The 13852-nt window shown below is 60.0% G+C and carries 13 protein-coding genes; 5 read left to right on the top strand and 8 right to left on the bottom strand.

All coding sequences use genetic code 11. The annotated features are described in order from the left end of the window. Positions 1–237: 237 nt before the first annotated feature. Positions 238–1719 (top strand): T6SS phospholipase effector Tle1-like catalytic domain-containing protein, encoded by a 1482-nt coding sequence (locus AC1MEE_RS03560; RefSeq protein WP_480413861.1) that lies wholly within the window; start codon positions 238–240, stop codon positions 1717–1719. A gap of 54 nt (positions 1720–1773) precedes the next feature. Here the strand turns inward: AC1MEE_RS03560 and AC1MEE_RS03565 are convergent, their stop codons facing one another. Next, on the bottom strand, positions 1774–2004 hold the full coding sequence (locus tag AC1MEE_RS03565; protein ID WP_480413862.1) for a hypothetical protein: 231 nt from the start codon (positions 2002–2004) through the stop codon (positions 1774–1776). 574 nt (positions 2005–2578) lie between these two features. Here AC1MEE_RS03565 and AC1MEE_RS03570 point away from each other — a divergent pair. Further along, positions 2579–3046, top strand: coding sequence for a hypothetical protein (locus tag AC1MEE_RS03570; RefSeq protein ID WP_480413863.1), 468 nt, complete (start codon positions 2579–2581; stop codon positions 3044–3046). A gap of 173 nt (positions 3047–3219) precedes the next feature. Further along, on the top strand, positions 3220–4236 hold the full coding sequence (locus tag AC1MEE_RS03575; RefSeq protein WP_480413865.1) for an ABC transporter substrate-binding protein: 1017 nt from the start codon (positions 3220–3222) through the stop codon (positions 4234–4236). An 18-nt stretch (positions 4237–4254) separates the two neighbouring features. On the opposite strand, the gene AC1MEE_RS03580 is transcribed toward AC1MEE_RS03575, so the two are convergent. The 7 genes from AC1MEE_RS03580 to AC1MEE_RS03610 form a co-directional block, all read right to left on the bottom strand. Next, positions 4255–4632 carry a Na+/H+ antiporter subunit G gene (locus AC1MEE_RS03580; protein WP_480413866.1) on the bottom strand — a complete coding sequence of 126 codons (378 nt, stop codon included), beginning with the start codon at positions 4630–4632 and terminating at the stop codon, positions 4255–4257. After that, entirely contained in the window at positions 4629–4907 is a 279-nt protein-coding gene (locus AC1MEE_RS03585; RefSeq protein WP_480413867.1) for a K+/H+ antiporter subunit F, read from the bottom strand. The genes AC1MEE_RS03580 and AC1MEE_RS03585 overlap by 4 nt, the downstream gene beginning before the upstream one ends. After that, the gene (locus tag AC1MEE_RS03590; protein WP_480413869.1) at positions 4904–5392 is read right to left on the bottom strand and encodes a Na+/H+ antiporter subunit E; all 489 of its coding nucleotides are present in this window, start codon (positions 5390–5392) and stop codon (positions 4904–4906) included. Before AC1MEE_RS03590 ends, AC1MEE_RS03585 begins: the two co-directional genes overlap by 4 nt. Beyond that, positions 5389–7071: a monovalent cation/H+ antiporter subunit D gene (locus tag AC1MEE_RS03595; RefSeq protein WP_480413870.1), complete on the bottom strand. Its 1683-nt coding sequence runs from the start codon at positions 7069–7071 to the stop codon at positions 5389–5391. Before AC1MEE_RS03595 ends, AC1MEE_RS03590 begins: the two co-directional genes overlap by 4 nt. After that, positions 7068–7412: a Na+/H+ antiporter subunit C gene (locus tag AC1MEE_RS03600; RefSeq protein WP_480413871.1), complete on the bottom strand. Its 345-nt coding sequence runs from the start codon at positions 7410–7412 to the stop codon at positions 7068–7070. Before AC1MEE_RS03600 ends, AC1MEE_RS03595 begins: the two co-directional genes overlap by 4 nt. Continuing rightward, positions 7412–10330, bottom strand: a complete 2919-nt coding sequence (locus AC1MEE_RS03605) for a monovalent cation/H+ antiporter subunit A (RefSeq protein WP_480413872.1) — start codon at positions 10328–10330, stop codon at positions 7412–7414. The genes AC1MEE_RS03600 and AC1MEE_RS03605 overlap by 1 nt, the downstream gene beginning before the upstream one ends. 399 nt (positions 10331–10729) lie before the next feature. Further along, positions 10730–11656 (bottom strand): DMT family transporter, encoded by a 927-nt coding sequence (locus AC1MEE_RS03610; RefSeq protein WP_480413873.1) that lies wholly within the window; start codon positions 11654–11656, stop codon positions 10730–10732. Between the two features lie 103 nt (positions 11657–11759). Here AC1MEE_RS03610 and AC1MEE_RS03615 point away from each other — a divergent pair, with 103 nt between their 5' ends. Both AC1MEE_RS03615 and AC1MEE_RS03620 read left to right on the top strand, forming a co-directional pair. Beyond that, positions 11760–12323, top strand: a complete 564-nt coding sequence (locus tag AC1MEE_RS03615; RefSeq protein WP_480413874.1) for a helix-turn-helix domain-containing protein — start codon at positions 11760–11762, stop codon at positions 12321–12323. A gap of 52 nt (positions 12324–12375) precedes the next feature. Then, the gene (locus AC1MEE_RS03620; protein ID WP_480413875.1) at positions 12376–13809 is read left to right on the top strand and encodes an FAD/NAD(P)-binding protein; all 1434 of its coding nucleotides are present in this window, start codon (positions 12376–12378) and stop codon (positions 13807–13809) included. The last annotated feature ends 43 nt before the right edge of the window (positions 13810–13852 follow it).

The raw sequence follows: 13852 nt of genomic DNA on the forward strand, positions 1-13852 counted from the left end.
GAGCTGCCACTGATCAAGTTGATGGTGGGTATTAGCGTGTTCAATGGCCTTGTATTGCCTCTTTTGCAGGGCATATAAGTTAATAAGCTCTCTAAGTTCCATAGTGTATGTGGGATACTTCTGAAGTATCGCGATGACCTTGACGCCCGTGCAGGGCTGAGCAAGCTGTTTTAGATCAGACGTATTTATTGATTTAAGCAAGCTGATCCTCAGCTGTACCATACAGGCGGTTACATCATGGTTTCTACATTCAAAACGTCAGGGACGGCGGACAGCCGAGACCCTGAAATGCGCGGCGTTACAGTGCGCATCGGCATGTTCTTCGACGGAACGGGTAATAATCGAATCAATAGTCAAATCGCGGCCGATTGTCGTGCGCTGGCCGCGGAGAATAATAATGCTCATAGCCGTGCCTGCGGAGGGCGTCATGCCAATCCTGACAGTAGTTACGCCAATGATCTAAGTAATGTTGCCAGACTCTATGAGCTTTATCGTCAGCGGCCCACGGCGCAAAAAACCAGGAATGGATTGAGCGTGTATTGGCCGATCTATGTCAGTGGTGTGGGTACGACGTCCGGCAAGTGCGATTCGGTATGGGTGGGCCAAAGTTTCGGTCGCGGCGCCACGGGGGTCATAGCGAAGGTTGCCAGCGGTGTGAAAAAGCTTTCCGTTGCGCTTGAGGCGTTCCAGGCCAACAACCCTGGGTGTGTCATCGAGGGGCTGGAGTTCGACCTGTTCGGTTTCAGTCGCGGTGCCGCCGCCGCCCGACACTTTGCCAATGAAGTATTGAAACAGGCAAAAGGCTCCCTTGGCTCCTTGCTCAATCAACGGAGCATTCCGTGGGGGCCGGATTTCGCCTGGCATAACGCAAGCGTGAGACTGAAGGTGATCGGTCTGTTCGATACGGTTGCAGCCATCGGAGGCATTGAAGACCTTGGGAATGTCCGGGACGCTACCAACAGGCAGGTCAATCTCTACCTGCCGCCCGGCGCAGCACAACACGTGCTGCATCTGGTCGCTGGCGATGAACAGCGGCGTAACTTCGCCTTGAACAGCATCGCCCCGGATTGGCCAAAGGAAATCGTGTTACCGGGGGCACATTCGGATATTGGCGGTGGCTACCCTCTGCACATGCGCGAAAAGGTGCTGCTGACCCGGCCGCGCCGAAGCATAGTCAGCTTCGATACGGCATGCCACGCCAGCCCTGCCTGGCAGGAGACCGAGTCCGATCTTCGGGCAATGGATGCCAGGCAATGGCTCGATCCGCTCGATATGGAAGCTTCGTTGCGCGTTGAATGCCGTGAAAACCATCCGAAAGCAGGCAGCGACAAAGTCGGGGTAAAAGAGGTCCTGGCGGCGGTGAGCCTGGAGCGTCGGGTCTACGGCCATCTTTCCCGGGTCTATCTACGAGTGATGCATGAGTTGGCCTGCGTCGAGGGTGTGCCTCTGGAGCCGGTACCGGACAGTCCCGACTTAAGCCTTGTGCCGGAGCTGCAAGTCATCGCGCAAAAGCTGATCGCTTATGCCAAAGGAGGGCCTTACACGCTTAGTGAAAGCGAGCAGAGTCTGTTGCGTCGGCGCTATATCCATCGATCCGCCCACTGGAACGCATGGGTCGGTAGCGGGGCCAGCTTGAGCAATGTGGTGTTCGTCCATGCGCCCGAGCCGGGAGGGCGTGTTCGCCACCCGAACGTCGGTCAGCCCGGTTATCCCCAGTGAGGCGTCCCGATCGGGCCTGGGTGCCGCACGACTCCGGGCCCGGTCAATCGTGAACTAGGCGTTCAAACCGCCAGCGTCGACCGCTACTTTCAAGGCTTTGGCCGACTCTTTTGCAGCAGTCGCAGCGACATCAGCTGTCTTGAACCAACGGTCTTTCTCGACTTGATGGTAGCTGATGGTGTTTTTCCCCTCTTTGGCGCGCATCACGATTACAGCCTGGTACTCGCCTTCGACTTCCCTGGATTCGCCCCAGATGAAGAATTCGCCGATATCAAATTCAGTCACTATTACCTTCCCATGGAGACGAGTTGCTACTCTACGGCGCGCTAGCGCATCGCCCGTTTTTTTTGTAGTGGGCGAGTATGGCAGTTGTTGAGGCGCGCAGGCTGGGTTTAGTACTAAGGATGACGAATGACAGGTTGCCGGATCAAGGCGTCAATCAGCCGGTCTCTGCTTCCCGCGCCCTCATCAGCCTGTCGGTATTGCCCTGTAGCGGACGAAAGGTATATACCCGTGGGACGCCGCTAGCCGGTAGAATTGCGTTTTAATCCTTGAACTCGTCGTCCGGTACCGTCTGGCAACTGAAAGGGTGATTTCCTGCAAGGCTGGAAGCCCGTATGACGAGACGCCGAGCCGGTTATCCACTAATCTTCTGCACTTGGTTGTTGGCAGATCCCTTTGCCAGAAGTCTGCAACCGTCCTCGAAACGCCGGGGATGTCGGGTCAAGGTGGGTCAGCGTTTTTTGTGCGGTAACCTTTGTTCAGTAACCATGGGTTGTAAACAGCTGTATCAAGGCCGGTTTTCTGTGGTGCCCGAACGATGTCGGGCAAAGTCATTTTCAAGTTTGAGGATCTTTCATTGGCAGTAAGTAATCTGGATATGCACGCGTTATTCGTACTTGGCGATCTTCGTGCCAAGCTGGTCAAGCAGTTCCAATCCCGTTTTGTCTATGTCACCGAGCAGACCGCCGAAGGCATTTACATCGCTGAAATCGATACCGAAACCGCGCTGGTGGTGGACGACAAACCGCGACTGGAACTCAAGGTAGGCGACCATTTTCGCGCTGCGGTATTGCCCAGCCGTGAAGGCGGCAAGTTCGAACTGAAATTTCGCGATATCAAATTGACGGTCTACGGCTTGGGCGAGTACGCGTACGTCAACACGGCTGACGGCCACGGCATTGTGTTCAAGGAAGGTCATACCGTGGTCACGGTCTTCGCCGCCAACGAGCAGTTGCAAGGCACGCTAAGCAAGACGTTGAAAGCCGTTACCGGCAAAGCAGCGAAATGGCGCAAGGGCGAGCTGACATTCAAGGCCAGCGAGTAAGAAGAACGGTAACGGCCGTGTCTTGCAAGCGTGTGAGTACGTGCACAACTTATCAGGCATGTCCCTCTGGAAAGGAACCTCTACTACAGTCTACTGACTGAGTATTTGAAGCCCGGGCTTTTCGCGTTCAAGCGAAGTTGTCTACGGGCCAGGTTCATTCGAGGGACACAAGCATGAAAGGAATACGTGCGCTGCTGGTCAGCCTGTTGGCGACAGTGAGCCTGTTGAGTGCGGCATCGCCTGTGCGGGCGGCGGAGCCGATGATCCATTTCGCTGACCTGAACTGGGAAAGCGGCAGTTTGATCACCGAAATCCTGCGTTATATCGTCGAAAAAGGTTACGAGCTCCCTACCGACACCTTGCCGGGCACCACGATTAGTCTCGAAGTTGCCCTGTCAAAGAATGACATCCAGGTGATCGCCGAAGAATGGGCCGGTCGCAGTCCGGCCTGGGTCAAGGCTGAAGCAGCGGGGCAGGTGGTCAGCCTCGGCGATACCGTCAAGGGGGCGACGGAGGGTTGGTGGGTGCCGGAGTATGTGATCAAGGGTGACCCTGAGCGCGGTATAAAACCCATGGCGCCCGATCTACGTAGCGTCTCGGATCTGCCGCGCTACAAAGACGTGTTCAAGGACCCTGAAGAGCCGAAGAAGGGGCGCTTTTTGAACAGCCCGATTGGTTGGACGTCGGAAGTGGTCAACGGCCAGAAACTCAAAGCCTATGGGCTCAGTAATAGTTACGTGAACTTTCGTAGTGGTTCCGGGGCTGCGCTGGACGCTGAAATCACGTCCTCCATCAAACGCGGCCAGCCGGTGTTGTTCTACTACTGGTCGCCGACACCGCTGTTGGGACGCTACAAATTGATTCAGCTGCAGGAGCCGGTCTTCGACGCAAAAGCCTGGAAAACCCTGACCGATGCATCAAACCGCAAACCGCAGGCGACCCGTTCTCCGCCCTCGAAGTTGAGCATTGGCGTGTCTGCGCCGTTCAATAAGCAGCATCCGGAACTGTCTGGGTTCTTCAGCAAAGTCGACCTGCCGATCGATCCGCTGAACAAGGCATTGGCGGACATGAGCGAAAAACACCTGCCCCCGCGGCAAGTCGCCGAGGCGTTCCTCAAGGAACACCCGGACGTGTGGAAAGCATGGCTGCCTGAAGAGGTTGCGACCAAAGTCAGTGCCAGCTTGAAATGACGCCCAATCAGCAACCGATCAACGCCCGTCCGGATCACCTTCGCTGCGACCGCCACTGACTTCCGGCGGTACATCATCGCCGGCCATGCGCTTGCGGAACAGGCCGGTACGGGCCAGCAGCAAGGTCGTCACCGGAACCGTGATCGCCAGCAGCACCGGGATCAACCAGGCATGGATCACCGGTTCGGATTTCAGCGCCGAGAAATAGATGATCGACGCCAGCGCCACGCACCATGCGCCTAACGTAGTGGCCAATGCGGGCGGGTGCATGCGTTGAAAGAAATCTTTCATGCGCAGCAGGCCGAGGGCACCGGTCAAGGCGAGCAGGCTGCTGGACACCAACAGAGCAGCGGTGATGACCTCGACCCAGAACGGCAACACACTGAGCGAGTTCATTCGATCACCTCGCCGCGCAGCAGGAACTTCGCCAGGGCGAAAGAGCCGACGAAGCCGAACAGGGCAATCAGCAGCGCCGCCTCGAAGTACGTGTCGCTGGCATAGCGGATGCCCAGCACCAGCATCATCAACATGGCGATGATGTACAGGTAATCCAGGGCCAGAACCCGATCCTGCGCCGACGGGCCTTTGAACAGACGAATCAGGGTCAACACCATCGCCAACACGAAGAGGCACAGGCTGAGCAGAATGGCGTTGGAGAGCAGGGCACTCATTGAAAAATCTCCATCAACGGGCGTTCGTAACAGCGTTTGAAGTGTTCGATGAACTGCGCCTCATCGTCCAGATCGAACACATGCATCAGCAATACGCTGCGGTCCAGCGCCAGCTCGGACCAGACGGTACCGGGAACCAGCGTGGCGATTACCGACAGGGCGGCCAGGCCATTGGCATCTCGCAGATCCAGCGGCACTTTGATGAACGCCGAGCGAGGCGGACGCCGTTTGGCGTTCCACACCGTCCAGCCCACGGCCAGGTTCGACGACACCATGTCGCAGGTCACCTGCAGGCACAGTTTCAGAATCACACCGGGCTTGCGAATCCTCACCGGCAAGGGTCGCAAGGGCGCCATCAGCAAGGGCGCGAAAAACCCGAGAAGCGCGCCAAGCAGCAGGTCGCCGGGGCTGAGGGACAGGTTCAGCACCAGCCACAGCAGCCAGAGTGCCAGCGATAGCCAGGGCGCGGGGAGCAGACGCTTCATGGCTGTATCTCCTGTGCGGTGGTGCCAGTCGGGCCGGGCAGTGGTCGGGTGGCCATGACCGACAACACGTATTGCTGCGGATCATGCAGCGCCGCCGCCGTGTCCTGGGTGTAGCGCAACAGCGGTTCGGCCTTGAACGTCAGGGCAATGCACAAGCCCAGCAGGATCACGATGGGCAGGCACTCATAGCGGCGCAGCAGGGGAGACGGCCGTTCTCTCGGGGTCCAGAAACGCTTGATGCCGACCCGGGAAAAGGCCAGCAGTGAGGCCAGACCGGAGAAGATCAACAGGCTGATCAGCGCCCAACGGGTACCTGAAACCGCGGCGTCCCTGGCCACGTCCAGCCCCAGTGGATTGAGCAAGGCGCTGAGCAGCGTCAGCTTGCCAATAAAACCGGACAGTGGCGGCATGCCGATGATCAACAAGGCGCAGGCGATGAAGCTCAGACCGAGGAAGGCCATGGTCCTCGGAATCACCTGACCGACCACGGCTTTCTGTTCATCGTCGAGGTTGGTGCCTGGCGGTGGCTGCGACGCCTCCAGGGGGCGGGGCGGTTGATCGGCGTCTTCTTCGAGGGGGATTTCGTTGGCCGAGCGCGAGCGTTCGATCAGTTCGGCGAGCAGGAACAGGGCGCAGAGGGTCAGGGTCGAACTGACCAGATAAAACAGCGCGCCAGCGGTCAGGCTCGGCTGGGCGAAGCCGATGGCCGACAGCAGGATGCCGGCCGACACCAAAATACTCAGGCTGGCCATGCGCTCCAGGCGTTGTGCGGCCAGAATCGCCACCGCCGCGGTGAAAATCGTCGCCATGCCGCCGTAGATCAGCCAGTCACCACCAAAAAACGCGGACGCTCCCGCTTGCGCCGAGAACAATAGGGTCCAGAGCCGCAGCAGGGTGTAGACGCCGACTTTGGTCATGATCGCGAACATTGCCGCGACGGGTGCGCTGGCCGCCGAGTAGGCAGGCACCAGCCAGAAATTCAGCGGCCACATGCCGGCCTTGGCCAGGAACGCCGTGGCGAGAATGGCTGCGCCCGCCTGTAACAGACCACGATCGGCTTCCGGCACCAGTGGGATCTTCAGCGCCAGATCGGCCATGTTCAAGGTACCGGTGACACCGTAGATCAAGGCCGCCCCGATCAGGAACAACGACGACGCCACCAGGTTGATGGTGATGTAATGCAAGCCCGCCGACACTCGTGCGCGTCCCGAACCGTGCAGCATCAGGCCGTAGGACGCCGCCAGCAGCACTTCGAAGAACACGAACAGGTTGAACAGGTCGGCGGTCAGGAAGGCCCCGTAAAGGCCCATCAACTGGATCTGGAACAGGGCATGGAAACTGGCACCGGCCCGGTCCCAGCGCGCCAGGGCGAAGAGCAGGGCGCAGACCCCGATGATCCCGGTCAACACCAGCATCAACGCGGACAAGTGATCCACCACCAGCACGATGCCGAACGGCGCTTCCCAGTTACCCGGCAGGTACACGCCGATGGAGCCCGTCGTACCGTCCTGCTGAACCCAGACCAGCAAACAGATCGAGATCGCCAACCCCAGCAGGGTGGAGAGCAGGTTGATCCGGCCTTTGAGTGGCCGATGCTTTTCGCCGAGCATCAGCATCAGGGCGGCGGTCAACAGGGGCAGCAGAATGGGGGCGACGATCAGTTGATGCATCAGCGTCATTCTTTAGGCTCCTGGCCATCCACATGGTCGGTGCCGGTCAAGCCCCGTGAAGCCAGCAGTACCACCAGAAACAGCGCGGTCATGGCGAAGCTGATGACGATGGCGGTCAAGACCAGCGCTTGTGGCAACGGGTCGGTGTAGTTGAGCAGGTCATGGGGGACGCCGTCCTTGATGATCGGCTCCTTGCCAATGAACAGGCTGCCCATGCTAAAGATGAACAGGTTGACCCCATAGGACAGCAGGCACAGGCCCATCACCACTTGAAAGGTCCGCGGTCGCAGAATCAGCCAGACGCCCGAGGCCGCCAGCACACCGATGGCGATTGCAATGACTTCTTCCATCAGGCGGCTCCTTGCGCAGCTATGGGTTTGGGCAGCGAGGTCGGGCGATGGCTACGCACCGACTGGTGAGCCAGAGCGGTGAGGATCAGCAGCGTCGAGCCGACCACCACGGCGTACACGCCGATATCGAAAAACAGGGCACTGGAGACATGCACGTCGCCCAGCAACGGCAGATGCACATGCGCGGTATGGGTGGTCAGGAATGGGTATCCCAAGGTCATGGCACCCAGGCCGGTGATGGTCGCAAACAACAGACCGGTGCCCATCCAGCGCAGCGGCCGCAGGCTCATTTTCGCTTCAACCCACTGGGTCCCGGCGACCATGTATTGAAGAATGAAGGCCACTGACATCACCAGCCCGGCAACGAACCCGCCGCCCGGCAGGTTGTGCCCGCGCATGAACAGGTACATCGACACCACGACGGCAATCGGCAGTAGCAAACGCACCAGTACGGCGGGCACCATCATGAAACCCAGTGCGGTGTCGCTGGCGCTGCGCGGGTTGACCAGGTCGGTGACCACGTCGCGGGCCAGCAAACGTTGCTGCGCAGGCAACGGGAGACTTTCTTTCGGTGGCCGGAAGCGTCTCAGCAAAGCGAAGACCGCCAGCGCGACAGCCACCAACACGGTGATCTCACCCAGCGTATCGAAGCCGCGGAAATCCACCAGCATCACGTTCACCACATTGCTGCCGCCGCCTTGAGGCAGGGCTCGGCTGAGGTAGAACGAAGAAGTCGTATTGGGGGTTGGCCGGGTCAGCATCGCGTAGGACAACAGCGCCATGCCGCCACCGACCAGCAACGCCAGCAGCAAGTCACGCACTCGACGCGCCCGTGCCCGGTTGAGGCTGCCGGGCAGCGGCGCGACCTCTTCGTTACGCCGTGGCAGCCAGCGCAGCCCGAGCAGAATCAGCACGGTGGTCACCACTTCCACCACCAACTGGGTCAGGGCCAGATCCGGCGCAGAGAACCAGACGAAGGTCATACAGGTCATCAACCCGCAAACACTGACCATGGTCAGCGCCGCGAGACGGTGATATTTAGCCTGCCACGCGGCGCCGAGGGCGCAGGCAATCGCGATCAGCCACAGCGTCACGAACACCGCCGAACCTGGAATCTTCGGTCGGTCACCCCAGGTCAGGCCGCTGGGGTACAGCGGAATCAACCCGGCAATCAGTGCGACCACTACCAGCAGGAACAACTGTGCCTGCAAACGGCGGGTACTGAACTGTCGCTCGAAACGCCGCGCCCAGCGCATCTTCAGGATCAGTGCGCGTTCGAACAGGTGCTTGCCGTTCAGTCGGGACACCAGCGGCGGCCCGGCAAAGCGATCTTGTTTCAGCGGCGTGCGCAACAACAGATACAGCACGATCCCGCCGCTCATGGCCAGCAGGCTCATGATCATCGGCGTGTTCCAGCCGTGCCAGATCGCCAGGCTGTATTCGGGCAACGTGCCGCCCACCACTGGCTGTGCAGCGGCGGCCAGCAGCGGACCTACGGATTGTGCGGGAAAGATTCCGACGATCAGGCAAGTGAACACCAGCAGTTCCACCGGGGCGCGCATCCAGCGCGGTGGTTCGTGCGGGGTGTGGGGCAAGTCGGTGGCTTTCGGGCCGAAAAATACATCCACGGTAAAGCGTAGCGAGTAGGCGACGCTGAAGGCACCGGCGATGGTCGCAACCACGGGCAAGGCCATCTCGACCCAGGCCGTGGAGGAAATGAACACGGTCTCGGCGAAGAACATCTCCTTTGACAGAAAACCGTTCAACAGCGGAACCCCGGCCATGGACGCGCTGGCGACCATGGCCAGGGTGGCGGTGTAGGGAATCACTTTGATCAGGCCACTGAGCCGTCGAATATCGCGGGTGCCGCTTTCGTGGTCGATGATCCCGGCGGCCATGAACAGCGAGGCTTTGAAGGTGGCGTGGTTGAGAATATGAAACACCGCCGCCACAGCGGCCAACGGGCTGTTCAGGCCGAGTAGCAGGGTGATCAGCCCCAAATGGCTGATGGTCGAGTACGCCAGCAGACCTTTGAGGTCAGTCTGGAAGATCGCTGTGTAGGCGCCCAGCACCAGCGTGCAGGCGCCGGCTCCGCTGACGATCCAGAACCATTCTTCGGTGCCGGACAGTACCGGCCAGAACCGTGCCAGCAAAAATACCCCGGCCTTGACCATGGTCGCCGAGTGCAGATAGGCCGAGACCGGGGTCGGCGCCGCCATGGCGTGGGGCAGCCAGAAGTGGAAAGGGAACTGCGCGCTTTTGCTCAAGGCGCCAATCAGGATTAAAGGCAGTAACACCGGATAAAGGGCGTGGGCGCGAATCTGATCGCCGGCCGCCAGCACCTTGTCCAGGTCGTAGCTGCCGACCACATGGCCGAGCAGCATCACCCCCAGCAACAACGCAAGACCACCTGCACCCGTGACCATCAGCGCCATGTAGGCGCCGCGACGGGCGTCGGCGCGGTGGTGCCAATAGCCGATCAGCAGGAAGGAAAAGAGGCTGGTCAGTTCCCAGAAAAACACGATCTGCATCAGGTTGCCGGACATCACCAGGCCCAGCATGGCGCCCATGAACGCGAGGAAAAAGGCGAAAAAGCGCGGCACCGGATCGTCCGGCGACATGTAATAACGCGCGTACAAGGACACCAGCGCACCGATGCCCAACACCAGCATGGAAAACAGCCAGGCAAAACCGTCCATCCGCAGGACGAAGTTCAGGCCCAGGCTGGGTAACCAAAAGAATTCCTGGCGAATCACACCACCGTCGGCGATCTGCGGGTACCACAGGGCGACCTGGATCGCTCCGATAAGGCTCAGGATACCGGCGAGAATGGATTCAGCGTTACGCGCATTGTGCGGCAGGAGGGCCGCGAGACAGCTGCCAATGAAAGGCAAAAGCAGTAGAACTATCAGGGACATAGGCTTCTAATCTGCGGGGAAATGGCAAGGATGATACGTGGCAGGCCGCGGATCACCAACCAGCAAGCTGTGGCAGAATCCTACAGGCCAAGCTGAGAAGGGTAGTTTGGGACTGGGTCTTCTGGTGAGTTTGCTGTAACGGGTTTACTGCTTTCATCGCAAATAAATTCCCCACAGAAAACATGCGATCCCCTGTGGGAGATTCTATGTTCTCAGGCAACACGCAGAACTTATGTAGGAGCTGCCGAAGGCTGCGATCGACCGGGAACCGGTCGCTTTCTTGAGATAGCTGAAGGTCGTACCGACCTTATCGCAGCCTTCGGCAGCTCCTACAGGGCCCCAGTTTGCTGCACGACAGCGTAGCGTCGAAGACGGGGTGGGATCTCCTACAGGTGATTTTCAATCAGCCTTGCCCAACGCTTCCCGTTGATCCTCTTCCTCCGCTAGCGCCACCTTGGCCCGTCCTTTCATCTCACTGACAATCACCCCCGCAACGATCAATGCCGCACCCAGCAGGGCGATGGCGGGCAGGCGTTCACCGGCCAGACGCCCGGCAATCCCGCCCCACACGGGCTCACCGGCATAGATCACGGCCGCGCGGGTGGGTGAGACGGTTTTCTGCGCCCAGTTGATCGCCAACTGAATCGCCGCGCTGGCAGCTCCCAGACCCACGGCGCTGATCACCAGCAACCAGGAAAACTCCGGCAGCTGTTCGCCGGTCGGGGCCACCATCATGAACGACAGCGCCGAAGCCGTTGCCAGCTGCACCACCGTCACCCGGCGAACATCGACCTTGCCGGCATAGGCGCCGATCAGGATGATCTCAGCGGCAATTGCGATGGCGCTGACCACAGTGGCCATTTCGCCCGGGCTGAAATTCAGCGAAGCGCCATTAGGGCCCGACAGCAGCATCAACCCGGCGAAGGCCAGGCCAATGCCCAGGCTTGGCATCAACCCTGGACGACGGCCTAGCACCAGCCATTGCAGCAATGGCACGAAAGGCACATACAACGCGGTGATAAAGGCCGACTGGCTGCTGGGAATGCTTTGCAGGCCGATGGTTTGCAGGCCATAACCGAGCATGATAGACACGCCGATCAAGACCCCGGCCTTGAACTCCAGCAGCGTCAGATCGCGCAGGATTCGCAGTGAAAACAAGGCGACAATGGACGCCGCGGCAGCGAAACGCACGCCGACAAAAAACAGCGGGCCGCTGGCGGTCAGTGCATGCTGCACCAATAGAAACGTCGCGCCCCAGATCACGGTAATCAGGATCAGAGCAGCTTCTGCTTTACTGACGCGGGGAGTCAGGCGGGTAGACTTCATGGTATTCACCGAGCTTTAGGGGCTTGCGTACGACAAGAGTGAGACGCACAATGCGTCGAAAGTGGGCAGTATACTGCGCAAATCGAATCAAGCGAGCAATATAGTGCACAAAGACAGTTCTCAGAGAGCCCCGGTGCTGCAACACGTCAGCCAGAATGTGCGCCGTCTGCGCAATGCCGCGGATCTCAGTCAGAGCGCCCTGGCGGAGAAGTCCGGGGTGAGCCGCAGAATGCTGGTGGCCATCGAGGCGGGCGAGAAAAACGTCAGCCTGGCAACCCTGGACCGGGTCGCGGAAGCGCTGGAGGTGGCGTTCAGTGATCTGATCCAGGCGCCGGATGTGCGTGACCCCAGCCGCATCAACGAAGTGGCCTGGGCAGGGTTGATCCCTGGCAGTAAAGCGGTGCTGCTGGCCAAAGCGATGGCCAAGCGCGAAGTGGAACTGTGGGAGTTTTGCCTGGAACCGGGCGAAATCTATTCCTCGGAAGCCGACCCTGAGGGCTGGAGTGAGCAGGTGTATGTCTTCGAAGGCTGCCTGAGTATCGGTCTGGCCGATGAGATCCACAGCGTCGAAAGCGGCGAGTTTTACATGTTCGCCAGCAATCAGGTCCATACCTATCGCAATGATGGGGCAGTGGCCGTGCGGTTCGTGCGCAACGTGGTGTTGTGAGCACGGAAAGCACTATTTATGAAGGCGCACTTTTTTGAAGGAAGCATGGGCAATGACCGAGTCGCATCCTGGACAGGCGGTCCCTGCCGTCCGTACCGCCGATATCCTGATCGTAGGTGGCGGTCTGAGTGGCAGCATGTTGGCCGTGCAACTGCTGCGACTGCCGGGTAAACGACGGATTCTGATTGTCGAGACCCGCAGTGAGTTGGGACGTGGTGAAGCCTACAGCGCCACCGAATTGGGTCACACCCTCAACGGCAACGCCGCGCGGATGAGTGTCGAGCCGGACAATCCTGACGACTTGACCCAATGGCTGGGCGACTACATCGCCGCCGGTGGCTGGCCCGAATCTGCCGAGCAACAGGTGCCGTTGGCCGAATTGTTCCCGCCACGGGGGATTTTTGGTCTGTATGTGCAGCAGCGGCTGGCGGAAGCCCGGGCGCTGGGTGCGACCTATGGATCGAGTCTGGAGCATGTGCATAGCGAAGCGGTCGATCTGCAAAGCAGCGACGCCGGTGTGCGTCTCACCCTCGGCGACGGCAGCCAGTTACAGGGCGCATTTGCGGTGCTGGCCACCGGCATGTTTCCCGCTGCGCGCACCCCGCAGCGTGAATCCAGTGGTCTCAATGCTGCGGCGGTCGATCCGTGGGATATCAGCGCCATGAGCCGGCTCGACCCTCAGGCCAAAGTACTGATCATCGGCTCTGGTTTGACCATGGTCGATGCCTTGGTGTCCCTGCAGCAGGCCGGGCATCGCGGTCCGATCGAAGTATTTTCTCGCCACGGCCTGTTGCCACACGTCCGCCGCCAGCCGCCCGTCTGGGTGGATTTTCTGGCCGAGGATCACAGTATCCGCAGCACGCGCCAGTTGCTGCGCAAAGTGCGCGAGCAATGCCAGCAAGCCATCGCGGAGGGAATCGATTGGCAAGCGCCGCTGGACACCGTGCGCGCGCATATTGGCCGCTTGTGGAACCAGGCCAGTGATGTGCAGCGTCGACAGTTCGTTCGCCATGTACGGCCCTGGTGGGAGAGCCATCATCATCGCTCGCCGCCGCCCAGCGCGGCATTGCTGGCACGGTGGGTGGAACAGGGGCGGTTGAGCATTCACGCCGCGTCATTGCAGGGACTGGAAATACTCTCGACGGGGCAGTTGCAGATCCGTATCCGCCGTCGCGGCGAGACCGAGCCTTCGCATGTCATTGGCGATGCGCTGATCAACTCCACGGGCATCGAATACGACTGGCGTCGGGTGGATCGAGCGCTGCCCAGACAGCTTCTGGCGCGGGGCCTTATCCGGCCCGGGCCGCTGGCACTGGGCATCGCTGCGCAGCCCGACGGGGCGTTGCTCGATGCGCAAGGGAAGGTTTCGAAACGACTGTTCGCCATGGGCCCGCCGTTGCGCGGAATGTGGTGGGAAAGCACCGCGGTGACCGACGTCGCCAGTCAGGCCAAATCGCTGGCGGAGCGATTGGCTGCGCTGCGCTAGTGTCTTGAAGACAAAAAGCTGATGCATAAAAAACGCCGCTCAG

It is taken from the genome of Pseudomonas sp. ASL3 (genome assembly GCF_056680425.1).